This window comes from Rhodococcus sp. TAF43 (genome assembly GCF_052113525.1).
Classification (GTDB): Bacteria; Actinomycetota; Actinomycetes; order Mycobacteriales; family Mycobacteriaceae; genus Prescottella.
Genome location: NZ_JBFRDL010000011.1, coordinates 119,461 through 142,421, shown reverse-complemented (window position 1 = coordinate 142,421; position 22,961 = coordinate 119,461). Strand labels below are relative to the sequence as shown.

22 protein-coding genes are annotated in these 22,961 nt (G+C 69.2%); 13 read left to right on the top strand and 9 right to left on the bottom strand.

Going from position 1 to position 22,961, the window contains the following annotated elements:
* The first annotated feature begins 135 nt into the window (after positions 1-135).
* Both obgE and proB read left to right on the top strand, forming a co-directional pair.
* Positions 136-1,596, top strand: coding sequence for a GTPase ObgE (obgE, locus tag AB4Z09_RS10205; RefSeq protein ID WP_174911419.1), 1,461 nt, complete (start codon positions 136-138; stop codon positions 1,594-1,596).
* Positions 1,593-2,693 carry a glutamate 5-kinase gene (gene proB, locus AB4Z09_RS10200; protein WP_114719043.1) on the top strand — a complete coding sequence of 367 codons (1,101 nt, stop codon included), beginning with the start codon at positions 1,593-1,595 and terminating at the stop codon, positions 2,691-2,693. The genes obgE and proB overlap by 4 nt, the downstream gene beginning before the upstream one ends.
* A gap of 9 nt (positions 2,694-2,702) precedes the next feature.
* Here the strand turns inward: proB and AB4Z09_RS10195 are convergent, their stop codons facing one another.
* Positions 2,703-3,521, bottom strand: a complete 819-nt coding sequence (locus AB4Z09_RS10195) for an NAD-dependent protein deacetylase (protein ID WP_217487140.1) — start codon at positions 3,519-3,521, stop codon at positions 2,703-2,705.
* A 70-nt stretch (positions 3,522-3,591) separates the two neighbouring features.
* On the opposite strand from AB4Z09_RS10195, the gene AB4Z09_RS10190 reads away from it, so the two are divergent.
* Positions 3,592-4,065: a VOC family protein gene (locus AB4Z09_RS10190; RefSeq protein ID WP_114719045.1), complete on the top strand. Its 474-nt coding sequence runs from the start codon at positions 3,592-3,594 to the stop codon at positions 4,063-4,065.
* A gap of 145 nt (positions 4,066-4,210) precedes the next feature.
* Complete coding sequence (locus AB4Z09_RS10185) at positions 4,211-6,115, top strand: YhgE/Pip domain-containing protein (RefSeq protein WP_174911414.1); 1,905 nt, start codon at positions 4,211-4,213, stop codon at positions 6,113-6,115.
* A gap of 94 nt (positions 6,116-6,209) precedes the next feature.
* Here AB4Z09_RS10185 and AB4Z09_RS10180 read toward each other — a convergent pair whose 3' ends face one another.
* The 7 genes from AB4Z09_RS10180 to AB4Z09_RS10150 all read right to left on the bottom strand — a co-directional run bounded on the left by AB4Z09_RS10180 (position 6,210) and on the right by AB4Z09_RS10150 (position 12,778).
* Positions 6,210-6,626 carry an ectoine synthase gene (locus tag AB4Z09_RS10180; protein ID WP_174911411.1) on the bottom strand — a complete coding sequence of 139 codons (417 nt, stop codon included), beginning with the start codon at positions 6,624-6,626 and terminating at the stop codon, positions 6,210-6,212.
* 40 nt (positions 6,627-6,666) lie between these two features.
* On the bottom strand, positions 6,667-7,926 hold the full coding sequence (gene ectB / locus AB4Z09_RS10175) for a diaminobutyrate--2-oxoglutarate transaminase (RefSeq protein WP_174911408.1): 1,260 nt from the start codon (positions 7,924-7,926) through the stop codon (positions 6,667-6,669).
* Between the two features lie 17 nt (positions 7,927-7,943).
* Positions 7,944-8,471: a diaminobutyrate acetyltransferase gene (ectA, locus tag AB4Z09_RS10170; protein WP_174911406.1), complete on the bottom strand. Its 528-nt coding sequence runs from the start codon at positions 8,469-8,471 to the stop codon at positions 7,944-7,946.
* Between the two features lie 118 nt (positions 8,472-8,589).
* Positions 8,590-10,689, bottom strand: coding sequence for a RecQ family ATP-dependent DNA helicase (locus tag AB4Z09_RS10165; protein WP_174911403.1), 2,100 nt, complete (start codon positions 10,687-10,689; stop codon positions 8,590-8,592).
* A 48-nt stretch (positions 10,690-10,737) separates the two neighbouring features.
* Complete coding sequence (locus AB4Z09_RS10160) at positions 10,738-11,220, bottom strand: GNAT family N-acetyltransferase (RefSeq protein WP_174911400.1); 483 nt, start codon at positions 11,218-11,220, stop codon at positions 10,738-10,740.
* 47 nt (positions 11,221-11,267) lie between these two features.
* On the bottom strand, positions 11,268-12,140 hold the full coding sequence (locus tag AB4Z09_RS10155) for a ribokinase (protein ID WP_174911398.1): 873 nt from the start codon (positions 12,138-12,140) through the stop codon (positions 11,268-11,270).
* Positions 12,141-12,238: 98 nt separating this feature from the next.
* Positions 12,239-12,778 (bottom strand): TetR/AcrR family transcriptional regulator, encoded by a 540-nt coding sequence (locus AB4Z09_RS10150; RefSeq protein ID WP_254622573.1) that lies wholly within the window; start codon positions 12,776-12,778, stop codon positions 12,239-12,241.
* 195 nt (positions 12,779-12,973) lie between these two features.
* Between AB4Z09_RS10150 and AB4Z09_RS10145 the strand changes: the two genes are divergently transcribed.
* A complete protein-coding gene (locus AB4Z09_RS10145) occupies positions 12,974-14,170 on the top strand; it encodes a Cmx/CmrA family chloramphenicol efflux MFS transporter (RefSeq protein WP_174911392.1) in 1,197 nt (398 codons plus the stop codon).
* Positions 14,171-14,257: 87 nt separating this feature from the next.
* Here the strand turns inward: AB4Z09_RS10145 and AB4Z09_RS10140 are convergent, their stop codons facing one another.
* Complete coding sequence (locus tag AB4Z09_RS10140) at positions 14,258-15,649, bottom strand: amino acid permease (RefSeq protein WP_114719053.1); 1,392 nt, start codon at positions 15,647-15,649, stop codon at positions 14,258-14,260.
* 65 nt (positions 15,650-15,714) lie between these two features.
* Between AB4Z09_RS10140 and AB4Z09_RS10135 the strand changes: the two genes are divergently transcribed.
* The 8 genes from AB4Z09_RS10135 (at position 15,715) to AB4Z09_RS10100 (ending at position 22,929) form a co-directional block, all read left to right on the top strand.
* Entirely contained in the window at positions 15,715-16,998 is a 1,284-nt protein-coding gene (locus AB4Z09_RS10135) for a glutamate-5-semialdehyde dehydrogenase (RefSeq protein WP_174911389.1), read from the top strand.
* Between the two features lie 19 nt (positions 16,999-17,017).
* The gene (locus AB4Z09_RS10130) at positions 17,018-17,899 is read left to right on the top strand and encodes an AAA family ATPase (protein ID WP_114719055.1); all 882 of its coding nucleotides are present in this window, start codon (positions 17,018-17,020) and stop codon (positions 17,897-17,899) included.
* Positions 17,900-17,912: 13 nt separating this feature from the next.
* Positions 17,913-19,358: a vWA domain-containing protein gene (locus tag AB4Z09_RS10125; protein ID WP_174911386.1), complete on the top strand. Its 1,446-nt coding sequence runs from the start codon at positions 17,913-17,915 to the stop codon at positions 19,356-19,358.
* Between the two features lie 81 nt (positions 19,359-19,439).
* Positions 19,440-20,147 carry a nicotinate-nucleotide adenylyltransferase gene (gene nadD, locus AB4Z09_RS10120; RefSeq protein WP_254623011.1) on the top strand — a complete coding sequence of 236 codons (708 nt, stop codon included), beginning with the start codon at positions 19,440-19,442 and terminating at the stop codon, positions 20,145-20,147.
* Positions 20,148-20,567 (top strand): ribosome silencing factor, encoded by a 420-nt coding sequence (gene rsfS / locus AB4Z09_RS10115; RefSeq protein ID WP_114719058.1) that lies wholly within the window; start codon positions 20,148-20,150, stop codon positions 20,565-20,567.
* Positions 20,564-21,229: a histidine phosphatase family protein gene (locus AB4Z09_RS10110; protein ID WP_442239649.1), complete on the top strand. Its 666-nt coding sequence runs from the start codon at positions 20,564-20,566 to the stop codon at positions 21,227-21,229. Before rsfS ends, AB4Z09_RS10110 begins: the two co-directional genes overlap by 4 nt.
* Positions 21,230-21,269: 40 nt before the next feature.
* On the top strand, positions 21,270-22,046 hold the full coding sequence (gene octT / locus AB4Z09_RS10105) for a diglucosylglycerate octanoyltransferase (RefSeq protein WP_174914821.1): 777 nt from the start codon (positions 21,270-21,272) through the stop codon (positions 22,044-22,046).
* Positions 22,047-22,050: 4 nt separating this feature from the next.
* Positions 22,051-22,929 carry a DegV family protein gene (locus AB4Z09_RS10100; RefSeq protein ID WP_174911380.1) on the top strand — a complete coding sequence of 293 codons (879 nt, stop codon included), beginning with the start codon at positions 22,051-22,053 and terminating at the stop codon, positions 22,927-22,929.
* The last annotated feature ends 32 nt before the right edge of the window (positions 22,930-22,961 follow it).

Here is a 22,961-nt window from a genome sequence, read left to right as displayed (position 1 = left end):
CGTTCCGATCTCCCAGTAGGGGCGGGCCAGGGTCTCAAACCCTGCCCGCCCCTACTGTCGTTTTCACCGCAGTGCGTCGTCTCCGTCACACTGCTTCAACCGCAAGATCTTTGACTGAGGAAGGATCCGGCAGTCATGTCCCGATTCATTGACCGCGTGGTGCTGCACGTCAGCGCCGGAAAAGGCGGCAATGGTTGCGCCTCCGTCCACCGCGAGAAGTTCAAGCCGCTCGGCGGCCCCGATGGTGGAAACGGTGGTCGCGGCGGGGATGTCGTGCTCGAGGTGGACGGCAACGTCCACACCCTTCTCGACTTCCACTTCCATCCCCGCGCGAAGGCGACCAACGGCACCCAGGGGATGGGTGGCAACCGTGAGGGTGCCAACGGCTCCGATCTGACCCTCAGGGTGCCCGACGGCACCGTCGTCCTCGACAAGGCGGGCAACATCCTGGCCGACCTCGTCGGGGTCGGTACCCGATTCGTCGCAGCCCGTGGCGGTCGCGGTGGCCTCGGCAACGCCTCGCTGGCGTCCAAGGCGCGCAAGGCCCCGGGCTTCGCGCTGCTCGGCGAGGACGGCGAGGAAGGGGACCTGGTCCTCGAGCTCAAGTCCGTCGCCGACGTCGGGCTGGTGGGCTTCCCGTCCGCCGGCAAGTCGTCGCTGGTGTCCGTCCTCTCCGCTGCCAAGCCGAAGATCGGCGACTACCCGTTCACGACGCTCCAGCCGAACCTCGGTGTGGTGTCGAGTGGTGACACGACGTTCACGGTGGCCGACGTGCCGGGGCTGATCCCGGGGGCCAGCCAGGGTCGTGGCCTCGGCCTGGACTTCCTGCGGCATCTCGAGCGGTGCGCGGTGCTCGCGCACGTCGTGGACTGCGCGACCCTCGAGCCGGGTCGGGACCCCATCTCCGACGTCGACGCGCTCGAGGCCGAGTTGGCGGCGTACCAGCCCGCGCTCCAGGGCGACGCCGGCCTCGGTGACCTCGCCGACCGGCCGCGCATCGTGATCCTCAACAAGGCCGACGTGCCCGAGGCCGCCGAGCTCGCCGAGATGGTGACCCCGGACTTTGAGGCCCGCGGCTGGCCGGTGTTCACGATCTCCGCGGTGAGCCGAGACGGATTGCGGCCCATGACCTTCGCGCTCGCGAAGATGGTTGACGACTACCGCGAGGCGCATCCCAAGGCGGAGCCGAAGCGGCAGGTGATCCGTCCGATCGCCGCGAAGGAGACCGGATTCAGCGTCATTGCCGACCCGGAGAACCCGGGCGGCTTCATCGTCCGCGGCACCCAGCCCGAGCGGTGGGTGCGACAGACGGCGTTCGACAACGACGAGGCCGTGGGCTACCTGGCGGACCGCCTGGCCCGCCTCGGCGTCGAGGACGAGTTGGTCAAGCAGGGCGCCGAGCCCGGCGCGTTCGTGACCATCGGCGACGTCGGCTTCGAGTGGGAGCCGCAGACGGCGGCGGGCGTGGACATCGTCCGCACCGGCCGCGGCACCGACGCGCGACTGGACCAGGTCGACCGCATCGGAGCCCCCGAACGTAAGCATGCGCAGCGGGCGCGGCGCGGACTGCCGAGTGAGGATCCCAAAGACAAGTGAGTGAGACCAGAGCCTCCATCGCGTCGGCGCGCAGCATCGTCGTCAAGATCGGGTCGTCGGCGATCACCAGCTTGATCGGCGGACTGGATGTGGGCCGGCTCAACCTGCTCGCGGACGCGCTCGAGGCACGGATGCGGGCCGGGTCCGACGTGGTCGTCGTCTCGTCCGGCGCGGTCGGCGCGGGCCTGGCGCCGCTCGGGTTGACCCACCGCCCAAGGGATCTCGCGACCAAGCAGGCTGCGGCGAGCGTGGGTCAGCTGGCGCTGGCCCACGCGTGGGGTACGTCGTTCGCGCGGTACGGCCGCACCGTCGGTCAGGTGCTGCTCACCGCCGACGACATCGCCCGTCGCACGCAGCACCGCAACGCGCAGCGCACTCTCGACCGGTTGCGGGCGCTACATGCGGTCGCGATCGTCAACGAGAACGACACCGTCGCGACCACCGAACTGCGGTTCGGTGACAACGACCGGCTCGCTGCGCTGGTCGCGCACCTGGTGGGTGCGGACGCGCTGGTGCTGCTCTCCGATGTCGACGGACTGTACGACGGTGATCCCCGAAAGGGCGGGGCCACACTGATTCCCGAGGTCAACAGCCCCGAGGATCTCGACGGTGTGGTGGCAGGCTCCGGGGGCGCGCTCGGCACCGGCGGGATGGCGTCCAAGCTCTCCGCCGCGCGTCTGGCCGCCGATTCGGGTGTCCCGGTGCTGCTGACCGCGGCCTCCGACGCGGCGACCGCCCTCACCACCGCCGATGTCGGCACGGTCTTCGCGGCTCGGCCGCATCGCATGTCGGCGCGCAAGTTCTGGGTGCGTCATGCGGCCGACACCCAGGGCGCGCTGCACCTGGACGCCGGCGCGGTACGGGCAGTCGTGGAGCGTCGGCGATCGCTGCTGCCCGCCGGCATCACCGCGGTCGGCGGCCGCTTCTACGGCGGCGACGTGGTCTCGCTGATCGGCCCGGAGGAACGTCCGGTGGCGCGCGGCGTGGTGGCGTACGACTCGACCGAGATCGAGGAGATGCTGGGGCGCTCGACCACGGATCTGCCGGCGGACATGCACCGCCCGGTGGTCCACGCCGACGATCTGGTGCCGCTGTAGCGAGCCCGATCAGCCTGGCAGGGCGGCGACGAGGGACTGCAGGACCTCGGAGCTGCCCTGCTCGAGTTTGAGGGCGGCGAACTCGTCGCCGCGGGTGGTACCGCGGTTGACGATGACGACCGGGATGCCGTCGCGGGCGGCGCGGCGCACGAATCGCAGCCCGGACATGACGGTGAGCGACGAGCCGACGACCAGCAGGGCGTCGGCGTCGGTGACCATCTGGAACGACGCCGCGACCCGCGGTTTCGGGACACTCTCGCCGAAGTACACGATGTCCGGTTTGAGCATGCCTCCGCACGCGGCGCAGTCGACCATCCGGAAGTGCTCGGTGCTCTCGACGACAGCGTCGGCATCGGGGGCGATCTCCACACCGCTTGCGGCGGAGACGGTCTCGGCAAAGCCGGGGTTGGCGGCGTCGAGGCGCTCGGCGAGCGTCATCCGCGACATCCGGTTGCCGCAGTCGAGGCAACGGACCTGCGCATAGCTGCCGTGCAGATCGATGACGTGCCGGCTGCCGGCCTTGGTGTGCAGCAGGTCGACGTTCTGGGTGATCACGCCCTGCACGACGCCGGCGTTCTCGAGTGCCGCGAGCGCGCGGTGGCCCGCGTTGGGCCGGGCCGCATCCATGTGCCGCCACCCGAGGTGATTGCGGGCCCAGTAGTGCCGCCGGAACGACGGGTCGCCGACGAACTGCTGGTAGGTCATCGGGTTGCGCGGGGGAGAGTCGGGTCCGCGGTAGTCCGGGATCCCGGAATCGGTGGAGATGCCCGCGCCGGTCAGTACGCACACGCGACGGCCGCGGAGCAGGTCGAGCATTCGGTCGATCACCCGATCCAGGGTAGGCGCGTGTCCGATCCGTTCAATCCACGACCGCCGTCGGCGTTCGAGAATTGTCGCCATGACCACAGTGAAACCGATCCCCGACGGATACCGAACCCTGACGCCGTACCTGGCCGTCCCCGACGGGGACGCCGCCCTGAACTTCTACGTCCGCGGTCTGGGCGCGGTGATCGTCGACCGGATGGACGCCCCGGACGGCACCGTGATGCACGCCGAGATCCGGATCGGCGACTCGATGCTCCAACTCTCCCAGGAGATGCCGGACTTCGGGCTGAAGGCGCCCGAGCAGGGTTGGGTGCATTCGTCGCTCGTCGTGTACGTCGAGGACACCGACGCGTTCGTCGACGCCGCCGTGCGTGCGGGCGCGCACCTGATCACGGCCGTGGCGGACACCTTCTCGGGTGACCGGCACGGGGTGTTCCTCGACCCGTTCGGCCACCGCTGGGCCGTCTGCACCCGGGTCGAGGACGTCCCACCGGAGGAGGTGGCCCGCCGGGCGCGGGAGCTGTTCTTCCCCGACCCCGTGAGCTGATCGGCCGATCGGGGTGGGCAATTTCGTGAAAGCGCCCACCCCGAGGTCCGGCACTCTCTATCGTGTCCGATTTGGACGTATGTCCAGCGTCGTCGGCGGCCACACGTTCGTCCGGCGCGCCTCGGACCACGAGAGAGAGCCCTTCATGGTGCCAACCCAGAGCAGTGCCGCAGGCCCGTCGGCTCGCCGCGCTCACGTGATTCGCACGATCCTCGCGATCGTCGTGATCGCGCCGCTGTCCTTCGCGGCGTTCTACATGTGGGCCCTGTGGGATCCGGGCGACACCGTGAACCGGATGCCCGTCGCGATCGTGAACTCCGATGCGGGCGCCGACGTCGACGGCACTCGCATCGTCGCCGGAGACGAGGTAGTGGCCGCCCTCGTCGAGAGTGGCGACGTCTCGTGGAAGGTGGTCTCGCCGCAGGAAGCACAGACCGGTGTCGACGATGGCACCTACTACTTCTCCGTCGTCATCCCGGAGACGTTCAGCGCCGACGTCGCGAGTGCCGCGACGGGGAACGGGCGCAAGGCCCAGCTCGACGTCGTCTACAACGACTACAACAGCCTCGTCGCGACTCCTGTCGGCGAGAGCGTGATGGCACAGGTGCGGTCCGCGGTCTCCGAGTCGATCGGTGAGCAGTCCGTCGACCAGGTCCTCGTCGGACTCGGCGACGTGGGCAAGGGGATGGGTGAGGCGGCCGCCGGCGCGCAGCAGCTCTCCGACGGCACCGGAGAGGCTCTGGCCGGCACCAACCAGCTGTACGCGGGCAGTCAGGAGCTCGCGACCGGACTCGGGCAGGCGAACGCGGGAGGCAAGGAACTCGCCACCGGCGCGGGCCAGCTCGCGACGGGCGCCGACGAAGCGGCCGCCGGATCTGGTGAACTCGGCGCCGGGTTGAACCAGCTCGTCGGTGGCACCGACGAGCTCGGTGCCGGCGCCAAGCAGATCAGCGAGATCGTCGACATGGTGACCGGCCCCGTGCTGGCCATCGTCGGTGAGTCGGGCGAGATCGGCGGTCAGCTCGCGGAACTGCGGGACGGGGCACGCGAACTCGCGCGTCAGCTCACCGACCCGACGGCCGACTACCGCGGCGGCCTGATGGCGGCCACGGCGGGCGCGGGCGAGCTGAACTCGGGGCTCGGCCAGCTCTCGCAGGGCGCGCACCAGCTCGCGACCGGTGCGAACGAACTGTCGGCCGGGCTCGGGCAGCTCGCCCCCGGCAGTGTCCAGCTGCGTGACGGCCTCGGCGAACTCTCGAAGGGCGTCGGCCAGCTCGACGAAGGCAGCACCCAGCTCGCGACCGGACTGTCCGACGGCGCCAAGCAGGTGCCGCAGTTCAGCGAGGAGGAGCGCGCCACCACCGCGAACCTGCTGTCCTCGCCGGTCGCGGTTGCCGAACGCAACCCCAACCCGGCCGCCGGGTTCGGTCCGGGCGCCGTGCCCGCGGTGATGTCCGTGCTGCTGTTCCTCTGCGGCATCCTGATGTGGTTCGTGGTCCGACCGCGGCCGGGCCGCCCGCAGCGCGTCCACGCGGGCGTCGTCCGGGAGGGCCTGCGCCGCTACCGGATCCCGGCGCTGGTGACCCTCGTCGCGGCCCTGACGCTGTCGGTGGTGGCGTTCGTGGTGGCCGATGTGGACCCGCCGAGTGTGGTCGCGATGATCGCGGTGATGATCCTGGTCGGCGCGGCGGCGGTCGCGTCCGGTCGGCTGTTCACCGTCGTCTTCGGTGCGGTCAACGGCACCTTCATCGCGCTCGGCGCGTTGATGATCCAGATCTTCGCGTTCGGCGCGGTCTATCCGATCGAGCAGATGCCGACGCCGGTGCAGTGGCTGCACGCGCTGATGCCGCTGACGTGGGCCCGCAACGCGATCCGCATGGTGCTCGTCGGGTACTACGGGCCGCGCTTCTGGATCGCGGTCGCGGCACTCGCCGCGCTCGTCGTCGTGGCGGTGGCCTTCACCATCTGGTGGCGCCGCCGGCAGGAACCGGCGGCGGACGAGATTCCCCCGATGGAGGATCCGACCATCGAGATGCAGCGGATCGGCTGATCCCTGCGGCCGGCGGGCCGGAACTGACGACGGTGGTGGCCGGGTCGACGAATCGACCCGGCCACCACGTGTCTTCGCGCGCTGTGGGCGGAACCTACGACGCCGCGGCATCGGTCTCGTCGAGGGAGACGAGCGGGTAGACGCCGTTCTCGTCGTGCACCTCGCGACCGGTCACCGGGGGGTTGAACACGCACAGCATGCGCATCTGGGTGACGGGCTCCACGCGGTGCCGTTCGTGGCCGTTCAACAGGTACATCGACCCGGGCCGCAACTGGTACACCTCGCCGCTGTCGAGGTCGGTGAGGATGCCGTCGCCCTCGACCAGCCAGACCGCCTCGATGTGGTTGGCGTAGTGGAATTCGTTGACCGATCCGGCGCGAATCGTGGTCTCGTGGAACGAGAATCCCACGCCGTCGCCGGCGAGAACGATGCGCTTGCTGCGCCAGTTGCCGTCGTCGCTCGTGATGTCGCGGTCGGTGTCGGTGATGTCGTCGGTCGTGCGAACGATCATGAGAGTTCCTCTCGTCGCTGAAGTGTGGGCGTGGGCGCGGTCAGGCGAAGACCTTGGCGGTGGCCTCGGCCAGGATGCTCAGCCCGTGATCGAGTTCGGCGTCGGTGATGGTGAGCGGCGGCAGCAGCTTGACCACCTCGTCCGACGGGCCGGACGTCTCGGCCAGCAGTCCCTCGTCGAACGCGATGCCGCACACCTTCACGGCCATCCCGGGATCGTCGAACACGAGACCCTGGACCATGCCGCGGCCGCGCGTGCTCACGCCGTCGAAGGTGACAGCCAGGTTCGAGAAGATCTGGTTGATCCGCGCGCCCTTGGCGAGCGTGGCCCGATGCAGTGCGTCGTCCGACCAGTAGTGGTCCAGGGCGGCCGTCGCGGTCACGAACGCGGGGTTGTTGCCGCGGAACGTGCCGTTGTGCTCGCCCGGCGCCCACAGGTCCAGCTCCGGCTTGAAGAGGGTCAGCGCCATCGGCAGGCCGTAACCGCCGATCGACTTCGACAGCGTGACGATGTCCGGGGTGATGCCCGCGACCTCGAACGAGAAGAACGGGCCGGTGCGTCCGCACCCCATCTGCACGTCGTCGACGATCAGCAGGATGTCGCGGCGGGTGCACAGCTCGGAGAGGGCGCGCAGCCATTCCGGCCGGGCAACGTTGACGCCGCCCTCGCCCTGCACGGTCTCGACGATCACCGCGGCCGGGCGGTTGAGTCCACTACCCGAGTCGTCCAGGACGCGCTCGAACCAGTGGAAGTCCTCCATGACTCCACCGAAGTAGTTGTCGAACGGCATCGGCGTCGCGTGCACCAACGGCACACCTGCGCCGGCACGTTTCATGGAGTTGCCGGTGACCGACAGTGCACCCAACGTCATACCGTGAAAAGCGTTGGTGAAGTTGATGACCGACTCGCGGCCGGTGGCCTTGCGGGCCAGTTTCAGTGCGGCCTCCACCGAGTTCGTTCCGGTGGGACCGGGGAACTGGACCTTGTAGTCGAGCCCGCGGGGCTCGAGGATGTTGCGCTGGAAGCTCTTCAGGAAGTCGCGTTTGGCCACGGTCGACATGTCCAGGCCGTGGGTGATGCCGTCGCTCGCGATGTAGTCGATCAGGGCCTGTTTCATGACGGGGTTGTTGTGCCCGTAGTTGAGGGCGCCCGCCCCGGCGAAGAAGTCCAGGTAGTCGCGGCCGGCCTCGTCGCGGATCCAGGCTCCGGACGCTGACTCGAAGACGGTCGGCCAGTTCCGGCTGTAGCTCCGCACCTCGGACTCGAGGGATTCGAAAATGCTGGTCTCGACAGTGGTCATGAGTGAGTGTTCCTTCCTCAGGAAGCGTGCTGCGGCGAGATCGTGTAGAGATTCTCAGCTGCATGCGCGTCGGGAAAGTCGTTCGGGGAAAACAGCTTCCGGTCGGTGATCGTCGAACCTCTGCGATGGGCGACGGACGTGAACAGCGCGATCGACGCGACATTGTCCGGGCTGATCGTGGTCTCCAGATTCCAGACGCCTTGCAGCGCAACGCGGTCGAGGAGATCGTTCAGCATGCGTCCGGCCAGTCCCCGGCCTCGCTGGGCGGCATCGACGGCCACCTGCCACACGAACAGGGTGTTCGGGGCCTCGGGGCGAATGTATCCGGTGACGAATCCGGTCACCCGGCCGTCGACGGTGGAGACGATCGACGTGTCTTGAAAGTCTCTACACCACAACAGGTATGAGTAGCTCGAGTTGACGTCGAGCGTCTGTGAATCCTTGGCGATCTCCCAGAGCCGGACTCCGTCTGAGATCTGTGGCTTACGGAACTCCACCGCGTCCGGCACGGTGGTCGGGGTAACTCGCGTTTGTATTGGCGTCATTGATGAATCGAACGTAACAACCCTGCGTCACGATTTCACGGATCCCCGGAAATCGGGCAGATGAGACCCCGCAGTCGTGCAGGTGGGGCACTCAATGTGAGCCTGGTCACGTTCGGTATCACTTGGGGGTGGCGAGCGCGAAAGGAAGGACGGAGGGAGCTCCTGCCCGGCGGAGGATCCGCGCCGCCATCGTCAGCGTCCAACCCGTGTCGGTGACGGCGTCGAGCAGCAGCACCGGGCTGTCGATTCCGGTGAGATCGGGCACCTCCCACGCGCCGTCGAGACCCGCGACACGGTAGGCCGAGTTGGCCGCCGAGACGGGCGGATGGTCCGGCCGCTCGTGCAGCACTCCCAGGTCGGTGAGGCGACCCACCTCGGCGAGCCGGGCGGTCAGGGACCGCATGAGCACCGGGTGGGTGGTGGACTCGAGGCACATGACGGCGGCGGGCCGCTCCGCCCAATCCCAGGCCGCCAGGACCTTGATGCACGCATCGACGACGGCGTCGGGCACGGGCGCGTCGGGGCCGTCGAGCAGCGTCCGCAGGCGCTGTCCCCAGCCGAGGTCGGACAGTCGGCCCAGGACGCGGCCGGTGTCGGGGCCGTCGGTGATCTTGCCGGACAGGCTGATTCCGAGCTTCGCCATGCCGGTGGGCCACTGCTTGCGGGGGAGCAGGTCGATGCCGGGCCGTTCGAGCCGCTGCCTGGTGTCGGCGACCGCCGCCTCGCTGACCGTGGCGCTGTACTTGGGGCCCGCGCAGTTGTCGCAGCGGCCGCAGCGCCCGTCCCCGTCGCCCAGCCCGGGGTCGTCGAGCTGGCGGCGCAGGAACGTCATGCGGCACTCGTCGGTGCGCTCGTACTCGAGCATGGCTTCCTGCTCGGCCTGGCGTGCCACCTCGAGGCGGCCGTAGCGTTCCGCGTCGTACGTCCAGGGCTGCCCCGTGGCGACCCAGCCGCCACGGACCCGACGCACCGCGCCGTCGACGTCGAGGACCTTGAGGACCAGTTCGAGTCGCGTCCGGTTGAGTTCGACGAGCGGTTCGAGGGCCTGCGTGGACTGCGGACGTTCGGTGTCGAGGACGTCGATCACCTTCCGGACGATGTGTTCGCGGGGGAACGACACCGAGGCGAAGTAGCTCCAGATCTGCTGGTCCTCGCTGCCGGGCAGCAGCACCACCTCGGCGCTGTCGGTCGATCGGCCGGCGCGGCCCACCTGCTGGTAGTACGAGATCGGGGACGAGGGTGCGCCGAGGTGCACCACGAAACCCAGATCCGGCTTGTCGAAGCCCATCCCCAGCGCCGACGTGGCGACCAGCGCCTTGACGTCGTTGTTCAGCAGGTCGGTCTCGAGTGCCTCCCGCTCGGCGGCGTCGGTCTGCCCGGTGTACGCGGCGACGCGGTGGCCGCGGTCGGCCAGCAGGCTCGCCAGGTCCCGCGCCGCGGACACGGTCAGGGTGTAGATGATCCCGGATCCGGGCAGTTCGTCGAGGTGCTCGGCGAGCCACGCGGCGCGCTGGGTGGCGTTCGCGATCCGGACCACCGACATGTGCAGCGACTCGCGCTCGAGGCCGCCGCGCAACACGAGGGTCTCGGCGCCGCCGACACCCAGCTGCGCCGAGACGTCCGCGACGACGCGGTCGTTGGCGGTCGCGGTCGTCGCGAGGACGGGAATCCCCTCGCCCAGTTCCTCCACGAGGGTGCGGATCCGGCGGTAGTCGGGCCGGAAGTCGTGACCCCAGTCCGAGACGCAGTGCGCCTCGTCGACCACGACCAGACCGGCGTCGGCGGCGAGCGACGGCAGCACCTGGTCCCGGAAGTCGGGATTGTTGAGACGCTCGGGGCTGACCAGCAGCACGTCCAGTTCCCGGGCCGCGACGCGCTGGTGGATCTCGTCCCACTCCGTCATGTTGCCGGAGTTGATCGTCGCCGCGCGCACGCCGGCGCGTTCGGCCGAGGCCACCTGGTTGCGCATCAGGGCGAGCAGCGGCGAGACGATGACGGTCGGCCCGTGCCCGTGCGCCCGCAGCAGCTTCGCGGCGATGAAGTACACCGCCGACTTGCCCCAGCCGGTGCGCTGCACCACCAGCGCGCGCCGTCGTCCGACGACCAGCGCCTCGATCGCGGTCCACTGGTCCTCGCGGAGCGTGGCCTGCGGGCCGGCCAGCTCCCGGAGCAACCGTTCGGCCTCGTCACGGAGATCTGCAGTGGTCGCGGTCGTCATGGGTCCATCGTGCCCGAGGGGGCCGACAGGTCGGCGACGACGGTCGGATCAGCGGCGGGAACGCCCGTCGCTGGGGTGTGTCGCGCGTGCCATGTGCAGGATCGGGAACGGGCGCCCGTCGTCATCGGTGGCCGAGCGACCCGTCGTGACGAAGCCGTGGTGCCGGTAGAAGTCGACCGCGCGGGGATTCTGTTCGTTCACATCCAGATGCAGATCGGGATGCTCGGCTACCGCTCGGCGCAGAAGTGCGGATCCGACGCCGCGACCGAGGCGTGCGCCGTCGACGAAGAGCATCTCGAGGGAGCTTCCGGCCAGCCCCGAGAATCCGGCCGGTAGCCCGTCGACCGTCGCGACCGTCACCTCGACGGCGGGGAGGTAGTCGCCGAGCATCCGTGACTCGTAGAAGTCGACGTCGTCCGGTGTCAGGAAGTCGTGGGTGGCCTCGACGGCGCTGCGCCAGATGCGCACGAGGGCGGGCCACTCCCGAGGCCCGAGGCACGGGCGCAGCGCGGGTGCGATCGGTGTGTTCACAGGGGGACCGTACGGACGGACGCCGAGCGTGCCAAGTGAATTCGGTATCAGGTGTTCTCGGACAGGAGCGCCTCGATCTCCGCGCGCGTCGGCGACGCGGCGCTCGCGCCCGGGCGGGTGGTGGCCAGCGCGCCCGCCGCGCAGGCGAAGGTCAGGGCGTCGCGCGGGCCGCGGTCCCACGCGAACGCGAGTGCGCCGGTGAAGGCGTCGCCGGCTCCCGTGGTGTCGACGGCATCGACGTCGGGGGAGCCGACCTGCACCCGGTCGCCCTGCGGGCCGCGGTAGCGCGCGCCGTCTGCGCCGAGGGTCGTCACGACGTGCGCCACCCGCGCGAGGGTGTCCCGGCCGAGCTGCTGCTCCTCGGTCTCGTTGACGACGAGGACATCGACCGAAGCGATCAATTCGTCCGGAAGGGGCCGTGCCGGAGAGGGATTGAGCATCACGACGGTGTCGTGCGCGGAGCCGTGCCGGGCCGCCGCGGTCACCGTCTCGACCGGAATCTCCAACTGGCACAACAGGACGTCGGCGTCGGCGACCGGCCTCAGCTCCTCGTCGGTGAGGTCGAGGACGCGCGAGTTGGCGCCGGGGAGCACGACGATCGAGTTCTGCCCGTCGTCGTCGACAGTGATCACGGCGACCCCGCTGGGTCCCGACACCTCCCGCAGTCGCTCGGCGTCGACCTCGGCGTCGACGAGAGCCTGGCGGAGGTCGAGCGCGAAGGTGTCGTCGCCCACCGCGCCGACGAAGGCGACGTCCGCGCCCGCCCTGGCGGCCGCGATCGCCTGGTTGGCACCCTTGCCGCCCGGGGTGGTCGCGAAGGTTGTGCCCAGGATCGTCTCGCCCGGCGCGGGCATCCGAGGTGTCCGGGCCACCAGGTCCATGTTGATGCTGCCGACTACGACCACTCTGTTCGCGGACATCCCTCGACCCTAGGCGCGGCGAGGTCGGCGCGCCTGGAGCGTGCCGTCTGGCCGCGGGTCGGCGTTCGTCCGACGATTGGGGTTGCGGTGGCGGCCGCTCAGGGCCAGGCGCGCAGGGCAAGCTCGGCGACGCCCTCGAGTTGGACCCGGCCGGCCCCCTGGCGGGCGGCGTGGGCCAAGCCGTTCAGCACCGTCAATGTGTAGCGGCTCAGTGTGACGGCGTCCGTGTCGGCCGGCAGAACGTGCGCGTGGATATCGGTCCGGATCTTTGCGGCGAACGCCGTGACGTTGCTCGTGCGGAGTTCGGTCAGCAACGCTGCGACCTCGGCGTTGGATGTGCCCGCGTCGCCATCGACAACGAGGCAGCCGGCCGGAAGGTCTGGGCGGGTGTAGCGCAGCGGGCCGTCGCGGAAGACCCGGGCTGCTGCCGCCTTCGCGGTCGGCTCCTCGGCCAGCGCGCGGTCGATGAAGCCGCCGTAGCGCTCGACATACACCTGAAGCGCCTCGGCGAAGAGTTGCTGCTTGTCGCCGAACGCGTTGTACAGGCTCGGGGCCCCGATACCGAGTTCTTCGGTGAGATCGCGCACCGAGGTGGCCTCGTAGCCCTGACGCCAGAACAGCCGGATCGCCTTGTCCAACGCCGCATCTCGATCGAACGAGCGAGGGCGCCCGCGAAGCGTTGTCACCATGGGTCACATTTTAGAGCAAGCGCTACACAAGGTGCTAGGGTCTTCTTTCTGTAACGGTCACTAAAGAAATGGAGTGGGGTACATGGATCGGCGGGCTACGGCTGAGGGACAGTGGATCGGCGTCGGCGGCGGGGTGATGCTCTGATGCCGACGACAGTTTTCGTCCTCGGTTTCGCGATCTTCGCCCAGGGCACCAGCGAACTGATGCTGGCCGGGCTGGTTCCCGATATTGCTGTCGACCTGGGCGTTTCGGTCCCGCAGGCGGGCCTGTTGATCTCAGGTTTCGGGCTCGGGATGGTCATCGGAGCCCCGGTCCTCACGATCGCGACCTTGCGGTGGCCCCGTCGTCGCGCTCTGCTGCTGTTCACCGGGGTGTTCGTCCTCGCGCACGTGGTGGGGGCCACGAGCTCGAGCTTCGAGACGCTGTTCGCAAGCCGGTTCATCGGTGCGTTCGTGTACGCGGGGTTCTGGGCCGTCGCCGCGAGCACCGCGATGGAACTGGTTCCCGGTCACCGGCGCGGCCGCGCGATGAGCATCGTCGCCGGTGGACTCACCGTGGCGACGGTGATCGGGCTGCCCGCCGGTACCTGGATCGGGCAGAACTTCGGTTGGCGTGGTGCATTCTGGGCGGTGGTCGTCCTGTCGTTGCCGGCGATGGCCGGTGTCGCGGCGCGGGTGCCCGCCCTGACGCCGAGTGAGCCGCCGCGGGTTCGTGATGAGCTTCGAGCGATGGCGCGGCCCCGTCTGTGGCTGTCCTATGCCATGACCGCGGCTTCGACGGCCGCGCTGCTCGTCACGTTCTCCTACCTGGGCGCCTTGCTGATCGACACCACCGGGCTTGCGCCGGCGTGGGTTCCCGCGGTGCTGTCGGTCTACGGAGTCGGGGCGCTGCTGGGCATCGCGCTCGGGGGTCGGGCTTTCGACAGGTGGCCCGTTCGGGTCCTCGGGGTCGGGTTCGCCGGATTGCTCGTCTGCTCGGCCTTGATCGCGCTGACCGCCGAATCGGTTCTTCCGATGGTGATCCTGGTGTTCCTCCTCGGAGCGACAGGGTTCGGTGCCAACCCCGCGCTCAACGCGCGGGTCTTCGGAATCGCTCCGGCGGCACCGGCGCTCGTCGCGGCAGGCAGTACCGCCTCGTTCAACGTCGGCATCAGCGTCGGCCCCTGGCTCGGTGGACTCGTACTCACTGCCGGATTCGGGTACCCCAGTGTCGGCTGGATCGGCGCAGCCCTCGCCCTGGTCGCGCTCGTCCTCCTAGGGGCCGAGACGCTCGCCCTCGGACGAGAACGACGAGCGCCGACGTCCGGGACGAAGGCCTTGCCGATCGTGGTCGTGAGGTAGGCGTAAGCGCAGAACTAGTCGATGGCATTTCCGAGCACCGTGGCCCCGACGGCACGCTCGACGGCGGCGTCGTCGGTGACCGTGCCCTCAGTAGCGAGAGGAAGCGCGCCCGAGGAGGGCGTAGTAGCCGCCGACGACCAACGCGCCGAACACGGCGCCGACGGCGAGCGCGATCCGGCCGGTCTCGGTGAAGAAGAGCAGCACGACGACGAACGCCAGGAATGTGAGTGCGATCCAGTTAGTGTAGGGCGCGCCGGGCAGTCGGTAGTCGGACGCCGGCAGCGCGCCGCTGTTGACGAATCGGCGGTAGCGGAGGTGGCACATGAGGATCACGCCCCACACGAAGATGATCCCGATCGTCGACACCGACGTGATGTAGACGAAGGCGCGATCGGGAGACAGGACGTTCACGATGACGCCGATGACCATTGCGCCGGCCGACATGGTGAGACCCGCGTACGGAACCTGCCGGCTGCTGAGCCGGCTCAACGCCGCGGGCGCCTGGCGGCGCAGCGAGAGGCTCCGCAGCATCCGGCCCGTCGAGTAGATGCCGGAGTTGCACGACGACAGTGCCGCGGTGAGGAGCACGAAGTTCATGATGCCGGCGGCTGCCGGGATGCCGATCTGCTCGAACACCTCCACGAACGGGCTCTTGCCGGCCTCGAAGTCCCGCCAGCTCGCGACCGACAGGATGACGATGAGAGAACCGACATAGAACAGCCCGATGCGGAACGGCAGGGTGTTGATCGCCTTGCGCAACGTCTGTTTGGGATTCTCGGCCTCGCCCGCCGTCACACCGACCAGTTCCACGCCGACGTACGCGAACATCACCACTTGCAGGCTCATCAGTGCGCTGCCGAATCCGTTCGGGAACACACCGCCGTCGGCCCACAGGTTCGTCACGGTCGGGTTGGTCGCGTGACCGAAGCCGATCGTGAGCACCCCGATGCCGATGAGGATCATGCCCAGGATCGCGGTGATCTTGATGGCCGAGAACCAGAACTCGGCCTCACCGAAGAGCTTCACCGAGATCAGATTGGCGCCGAACAACACGAGCAGCACCACCAGTGCAGTCAGCCACGTGGGCACACTCGGCCACCAGTACTCGACGTACTTGCCGGCGACGGTGATCTCGGCCATACAGGTCGCGGCCCACACCGCCCAGTACGCCCAGCCGGTCGCGAACCCGAAGAACCGGCCCAGGAACTCCTCGGCGTACTCGGCGAAGCTGCCCGAGATCGGCCGGTAGGTGAGGAGTTCGCCGAGCGCCCGCATGATGACGAAGATCACGAGACCGGCCGCGAGGTAGACCAGGATCAGTGACGGTCCGGCCTCCTCGATCGCACCGCCGGCGCCGTAGAACAACCCGGTGCCGATCGCGCCGCCGAGGGCGATCATCTGGATGGTGCGCGAGTTCAGTCCGCGGCTGTACCCCTCCGAGGGCGCTTCGGGGATCGTCTCGTGTCGTGACAATGACATTTCCTTACGCAGACGGCGCGTGGGCAGATAGATTATGCGCCCGGCGCGGTCGCTAATCTGTAGAGATGACTGCCGCGACGCATACTTCACCCGCAGCCGGCGAAGCCGGGGACACTCGGGAGGCGGTGCACGGCGCCGCTCGCCGCGCGCGTGTCGCGTCCCGTGTGCTGGCGCTGCTGACCACCGCGCAGAAGGACGCCGCCCTGCATGCGGCTGCGGATGCCGTTCTCGCCGCGACCGACGCCGTCCTGGCCGCCAATGCCGAGGACATCGAGGCCGCGCGTGCGGCCGGTACCGAGGAATCGCTGCTCGACCGGCTGCGGCTGACCGCCGATCGGGTCGAGGGCATCGCGTCCGGCCTGCGTCAGGTCGCGGGCCTGCAGGATCCGGTCGGCGAGATCGTCCGCGGTTCCACGCTGCCCAACGGGCTCGAGATCCGCCAGGTCCGCGTCCCGCTCGGTGTGGTCGGCATGGTCTACGAGGCCCGCCCCAACGTCACGGTCGATGCGTTCGGCCTCGCGCTCAAGTCCGGCAACGCGGCGCTGCTGCGCGGATCGTCGTCGGCGGCCGAGTCCAACGCCGCGCTCGTGAAGGTGCTGCGCGCCGCCCTCGCGACGGAGGGACTGCCCGAGGACGCTGTGCAGCTGCTGCCCAGCGCGGACCGCTCGAGTGTCACCCACCTGATCCAGGCCCGCGGTCTGGTCGACGTCGTCATCCCGCGCGGTGGCGCCGGGCTGATCAACGCGGTGGTGCGCGACGCCACCGTGCCCACCATCGAGACCGGTGTCGGCAACTGCCACGTCTACATCCACTCCGCGGCCGACCTGGACATGGCCGAGAAGATCGTCCTCAACGCCAAGACCCGGCGTCCCAGCGTGTGCAACACCGCGGAGACGCTGCTGATCGACGCCGCGATCGCCGACACCGCGGTGCCGCAGCTGCTGCAGGCCCTGCAGATGCAGAGCGTCACCGTGCACGGCGACCTGCCCGGACTGGTGCCGGCCACGGAGGAGGACTGGTCCGAGGAGTACCTGACTCTCGACATCGCGCTCAAGGTCGTCGACGGTCTCGACGCGGCCGTCGAGCACATCGACCGGTACGGCACCGGCCACACCGAGGCCATCGTGACGTCCGATTTGTCCGCCGCGCGCGAGTTCACCGCCCGCGTCGACGCCGCCGCGGTTATGGTCAACGCCTCGACCGCATTCACCGACGGTGAACAGTTCGGGTTCGGCGCAGAGATCGGGATCTCCACGCAGAAGCTCCACGCCCGCGGCCCCATGGGCCTGGGCGAGCTCACCTCGACCAAGTGGACTGTCTGGGGAGACGGTCATACCCGACCGGCCTGACGGCCCGAAAGGAGCGAGTGTGGACCGGGCCCTGCCGACTGCACCGCCGCTGTTCGCGAGCGTCGACGACGTCATCGCGCGACTCGCCGAGACCGGCTACCTCTCCGACAAGGCGACCGCCACCGCGGTGTTCCTCGCTGACCGATTGGGCAAGCCGCTCCTGATCGAGGGCCCCGCCGGCGTCGGCAAGACCGAACTGGCCCGCGCCGTCGCGCAGACGTCGGGCGCGGAACTGGTGCGCCTGCAGTGCTACGAGGGCGTCGACGAGTCTCGCGCGTTGTACGAGTGGAACCACGCCAAGCAGATCCTCAGGATCCAGGCCGGCAGCGATCACAGCTGGGACGCCACCAAGCAGGACGTGTTCTCCGAGGAGTTCCTGCTGTCGCGCCCGTTGCTGACCGCGATCCGCCGCGAGGACCCGACCGTGCTGCTGATCGACGAGGTCGACAAGGCGGACGTCGAGATCGAGGGCCTGCTACTCGAGGTCCTCAGCGACTTCGCGGTCACCATTCCCGAGCTCGGCACGATCACCGCGACGCGCAAGCCCTTCGCGGTGCTCACCTCCAACGCGACACGGGAGCTGTCGGAGGCGCTCAAGCGTCGCTGCCTGTTCCTGCACCTCGAGTTCCCCGACGCAGAGCTCGAGCGCCGGATCCTCGCGAGCCGCGTCCCGGAACTGCCGGAGGCCATCGCCGAGCAACTCGTGCGCACCGTCAACGTGCTGCGCGGCATGCAGCTCAAGAAGGTGCCGTCGGTGTCGGAGACCATCGACTGGGGTCGCACGCTGCTCGCGCTCGGTCTCGACACTCTCGACGACGACGCGGTCCGCGCCACGATGGGTGTCGTGCTCAAGCATCGGGCCGATCAGCAGCGCGCCGCCGCCGAGCTGCGCCTCAACTGAGGGGATCGAGCCGATGGCCACGTCGCCAGCACACCGCCGTGGAGGTCCGCCGGCGCCGCACGGAATTCCGGGTCATCTCGTCGACTTCGTCGAGGCGCTGCGGCGCCGCGGGATCTCGGTCGGCCCGTCCGAGACCGTCGATGCCGGCCAGGTGATGTCGGTTCTCGATCTCCTGGACCGCGAGGCGCTGCGCGAGGGGCTCGCCTGCTCGCTGCTGCGCCGCCCGACGCACCGCGCGACCTTCGACGCGCTGTTCGACCTGTGGTTCCCCGTCGGAGTCGGTGCGCGCGACGACAGTGGCATCGACCGGTCGCTGCCACGGTCGCCCGACGGCGAGGTCGACCTCGACGCGCTGCGGGAGCTGTTGGCCGAACTCCTCTCCGGCGACTCGCCCGAGGCCCTCGAACAGCTCGAGGTGCTGGTCGCGCAGATGGTCGACGAACTCGGCCGGTACGAATCGTCCAACGGGCCGTCGTTCTCGGCGTACCAGGCGCTGCGCAACGTCGCCCCCGACAGGCTGATCGAGAAGATCCTCTCCGGGTTGCTCGGCAATCAGCAGGACGGCGAACGACCTGCGGGGGACTACGCCTCCGAGGTGGCCAAGCGCGCCGCGGTGCAGCGGATCACGGACTTCCGCAAGATGGTCGAGTCGGAGACCCGGCGGAGGTCCGCGGAACAGATCGGCAAGGAGAGGGTCGCGAGCTACGGCGTGCCCAAGCTCGCCGAGGAGGTGGACTTCCTGCGTGCGTCGGACGCGGAGCTGACGGCCCTGCGGCGCAGCGTCACCCCGCTGGCGCGGCTGCTGGCGAGCCGGCTGGCGGTGCGTCGCAGTCGGGCGCGGGCGGGCGCGATCGACCTGCGTCGAACGCTGCGCAAGTCCATGTCCACCGGCGGCGTCCCGATCGATCTGGTACAGCGTAAGCCGCGCCCGGCCCGGCCCGAGCTGGTGCTGCTGTGTGACGTCTCCGGCTCGGTGGCAGGGTTCTCCCATTTCACGTTGCTGTTGGTCCATGCTCTGCGTGAACAGTTCTCGCGGGTGCGGGTGTTCGCGTTCATCGACACCACCGACGAGGTCACCCGGTTCTTCGACACGGGCTCCGACCTGGGCGTCGCGATGTCGCGGATGGTCCGGGAAGCCGACCTGATCACGTACGACGGACACTCGGACTACGGTCACGCGCTCGGGGTGTTCGCGGAGCGGTACGCGCAATCCATCACCAGCCGCAGCTCGCTGCTGGTCCTGGGTGACGGGCGCAACAACTACCGCGATCCCGGTCTTCCCGCGCTCGAACACCTGGTGTCGGTCGCCAAGCACGCGCACTGGCTCAACCCGGAACCGCATGGTCAGTGGGGTACGGGTGACTCGGCGGCGCTGGTCTACAACGAGGTGATCGACATGCACGAGTGCCGATCCGCGCAGCAACTGGCCGCGGTGGTTGCCGGTTTGCTGCCTGTGTGAATTCGTGAGCTGCGTCAACCCGTAAGCTGGATCATCGTGCAGCAGCCGACAGCGATCACCCGACGGCGCCGCCTGGGCGTGATGGGTGGCACCTTCGATCCGATCCACCACGGGCACCTCGTGGCGGCCAGTGAGGTCGCGGATCGATTCGACCTCGACGAGGTGATCTTCGTGCCCACCGGTCAGCCGTGGCAGAAGGACGATCGCGAGGTCAGCCCCGCCGAGGACCGCTACCTGATGACGGTGATCGCCACGGCGTCGAATCCGCGGTTCTCGGTGAGCCGCGTCGACGTGGACCGAGCCAAGGTCACCTACACGGTGGACACGCTGCGGGACCTGCGAACGCAGCATCCCGACGCCGAACTGTTCTTCATCACGGGCGCCGACGCGCTCGAGAGCATCCTGTCGTGGCAGGACTGGGAGGAACTGTTCGCGCTCGCCAAGTTCGTCGGCGTCTCGCGGCCCGGCTACGAGCTGCACACCGAGCACCTCTCGTCGCACCTCGAGCGGCTGCCGCGCGACGCGGTGACCCTGATCGAGATCCCGGCCCTGGCGATCTCGTCGACGGAGTGCCGACTGCGGGCCAGCGAACACCGGCCCGTCTGGTACCTCGTGCCGGACGGCGTGGTCCAGTACATCAGCAAGCGCAACCTGTACCAGCCGAGCGGTGTGGCACGCCTGGACGGTGCGGTCACGATGTCCGAGCCGGTTCCGGCGCGACAGTCGCCCGGCGAAGCACCCGCAGACCCTTCACAATCTTCAGTACAAGCAGAACCGGGAGAACACTGAGTGAGCGCATCGAACGACGCCATGGAGATGGCACGCATCGCGGCACTGGCGGCCGACGAGAAGTTGGCCTCGGACGTGGTGGTGCTCGACGTCTCGGAGCAGTTGGTGATCACGGACTGTTTCGTCATCGCCTCCGCCCCCAATGAGCGTCAGGTCAACGCGATCGTCGAGAACGTCGAGGACAAGCTGCGCGAGGCCGGGCACAAGCCCGTGCGACGCGAGGGCACCCGTGAGGGTCGCTGGGCGCTGCTCGACTACGTCGACATCGTCGTCCACGTCCAGCACACCGACGAGCGCAACTTCTATGCGCTGGATCGGCTGTGGAAGGACTGCCCGGAGATCCCGGTCGAGGGTGTCGAGCCGCGGCAGCTGTCGATCGAGCCCGATCCGGCGGACGACGCCGGGGAGCCGGAGCAGTGACCTCGGCCGCGGCGGGGCCCGCGGTCAAACGTCTGATCCTGCTGCGGCACGGTCAGACGGAATACAACGCGTCGGACCGGATACAGGGACAGCTCGACACCGACCTGTCCGATCTGGGCCGCGCGCAGGCGAAGACGGCGGCGCAGGCGCTCGCCGACAAGCGTCCGTTCGCGATCGTGTCGTCGGATCTGCGCCGCGCGCACGACACCGCGCTCGCGCTCGGCGACCACATCGGGTTGCCGGTGGAGACCGATGCCCGGCTCCGGGAGACCCACCTGGGGGACTGGCAGGGCCTCACCCACACCGACGTCGACGTCATCTCGCCCGGTGCGCGCGCACGGTGGCGCACCGACGCCGAATGGGCGCCGCCCGCCGGTGAGAGCCGGATCGACGTCGCGGCCCGCAGCCTGCCCGTCGTGCTCGATCAGCTCGAACGGTACGGATCCTGGGGTTCGGATCCGTTGGTGCTGGTCGCACACGGCGGCCTCATCGCCGCGCTCACGGCGCGACTGCTCGACCTGCCGGTGGATCGGTGGCCGGTGCTCGGTGGACTAGGAAACACCAGCTGGGTGCAGCTCAGCGGACACGGGGAGGGGACAGATCCGGTATGGCGATTGGATGTGTGGAACGCGTCAGCGAGCGTGGCCAGTGACGTCCTCTGACGGCCCCGCCGTCGTGACGACCGCTGACGGCCCCGCCGTCGTGACGTCCTCTGACGGCCCCGCCGTCGGTGACAGCTCGGGGCAGCCGGTGCTGCTGGTCGTCGCCGACTCGTTGGCCTACTACGGGCCGAAGGGCGGGCTGCCGGCCGACCATCCGCGGATCTGGCCGACCCTGGTCGCGAAGGATCTGGGCTGGCGGGTGGAACTCGTCGCGCGCATCGGCTGGACCAGCCGTGACGCGTGGTGGGCGATCACACAGGACCCGCGGGTGTGGGCCGCGGTGCCGCAGGCCGGTGCCGTCGTCTTCGCGGTCGGCGGCATGGATTCGCTGCCGTCACCGCTGCCGACGGCGCTGCGTGAACAGCTGCGCTACATCCGGCCGCCGGCGTTGCGGCGCGTCGTCCGGTCCGGTTACCAATGGCTGCAGCCACGGCTGTCGAAGCTGGGCCGTCCGGTGGCGTTGCCGCCCAAGCTGTCGGTGGAGTACCTGGAGAGCTGCCGCGACGCGTTGGCAGCGATCCGCCCGGACCTGCCGGTGATCGGCACCTATCCGTCCGTGCATCGCTGCGATGCCTACGGTCGTGTGCACACCGGGCGTGCCCCCGCGGTCCGTGCCCTCGAGGCATGGTCGTCGGACAAGGGTGTGCCGATGGTGGATCTCGCGGCCGCGGTGCGGGAGAACGTCTTCTCGGATCGTGCGAATCCGGACGGAATCCATTGGGGCTGGGACGCGCACGAGGAGGTGGCGGCCGCGATGATCGACGCGATCAAGAACGTCCGTCGCTCGACCACCTCCGACGAGATCGAAATAGGGTAGTGGCGTGCCTGTCGTCGTAGTCACCGACTCCTCCGCCTGTCTGTCGCCCGAACTGGTGGACCGGTACGGCATTCGGGTCGTGCCGCTGCATCTGCTCAGCGGTGGCACGGATCTGCGTGACGGCATCGACGACGTCCCGGACGATCTGTCGGGGGTGACCACCTCGGGCGCGTCTCCGGGAGAACTCGGCGACGCGTATGCGGCGGCATTGGCCGACAGTGGCGGCGACGGGGTGGTGGCCGTCCACATCTCGCGGCAGCTGTCGGGCACGTGGGAGGCGGGCCGGCAGGCGGCGCACAAGCTGGGGGAGATGGTCCGCATCGTCGACTCGGAGTCGACGGGGATGGGTCTGGGTTACCCGGCGCTGGCCGCGGCGCGGGTCGCGCGCGCGGGAGGCAGCCTCAAGTCGGTGTATCAGAGAGCGGTCGAGGTCGCGGCGCGCGGACGGACGTCGATCGTCGTCGACCGCCTGGACCATCTGCGACGCGGTGGCCGGATCGGAACCGCTGCGGCGCTGCTCGGCACCGCGTTGGCGATGAAGCCGGTCCTGCACCTGGTCGACGGCAAGCTGGTGCTGCGCGAGAAGACACGGACCTCGACGAAGGCGCTCGCGAAACTGGTCGATGCGGCCGTGGAGCAGGCGGGCGCGGAGCGCGCGGCGATCGCGGTGCATCATTCGCAGGCGCCCGAGCGTGCCGAGGAGATCGCCGCTCAGCTGAAGGAACGGATCCCGGATGTCAGCGAACTGATCGTCACCGAGATCGGGTCCGTGCTCGGCGCGCACGTCGGACCGGGTGCGATCGGCATCGTCGTCTGTCCCGGGGGCGCGGACGCGGCGCTGCCGGAACACGATTCCGGCCCGTCATCCACAGCCGATCTCTGATCCACAGGATTTCTTTCCGGCGGGCTCTCCGG

Coding starts and splice junctions, on each gene's coding strand:
- obgE (WP_174911419.1), top strand. CDS start 136: ATGTCCCGATTCATTGACCGCGTGGTGCTGCACGTCAGCGCCGGAAAA.
- AB4Z09_RS10190 (WP_114719045.1), top strand. CDS start 3,592: ATGACCACAGTGAAACCGATCCCCGACGGATACCGAACCCTGACGCCG.
- AB4Z09_RS10185 (WP_174911414.1), top strand. CDS start 4,211: ATGGTGCCAACCCAGAGCAGTGCCGCAGGCCCGTCGGCTCGCCGCGCT.
- AB4Z09_RS10180 (WP_174911411.1), bottom strand. CDS start 6,626: ATGATCGTTCGCACGACCGACGACATCACCGACACCGACCGCGACATC.
- ectB (WP_174911408.1), bottom strand. CDS start 7,926: ATGACCACTGTCGAGACCAGCATTTTCGAATCCCTCGAGTCCGAGGTG.
- ectA (WP_174911406.1), bottom strand. CDS start 8,471: ATGACGCCAATACAAACGCGAGTTACCCCGACCACCGTGCCGGACGCG.
- AB4Z09_RS10165 (WP_174911403.1), bottom strand. CDS start 10,689: ATGACGACCGCGACCACTGCAGATCTCCGTGACGAGGCCGAACGGTTG.
- AB4Z09_RS10155 (WP_174911398.1), bottom strand. CDS start 12,140: ATGTCCGCGAACAGAGTGGTCGTAGTCGGCAGCATCAACATGGACCTG.
- AB4Z09_RS10145 (WP_174911392.1), top strand. CDS start 12,974: ATGCCGACGACAGTTTTCGTCCTCGGTTTCGCGATCTTCGCCCAGGGC.
- AB4Z09_RS10140 (WP_114719053.1), bottom strand. CDS start 15,649: ATGTCATTGTCACGACACGAGACGATCCCCGAAGCGCCCTCGGAGGGG.
- AB4Z09_RS10135 (WP_174911389.1), top strand. CDS start 15,715: ATGACTGCCGCGACGCATACTTCACCCGCAGCCGGCGAAGCCGGGGAC.
- AB4Z09_RS10125 (WP_174911386.1), top strand. CDS start 17,913: ATGGCCACGTCGCCAGCACACCGCCGTGGAGGTCCGCCGGCGCCGCAC.
- nadD (WP_254623011.1), top strand. CDS start 19,440: ATGGGTGGCACCTTCGATCCGATCCACCACGGGCACCTCGTGGCGGCC.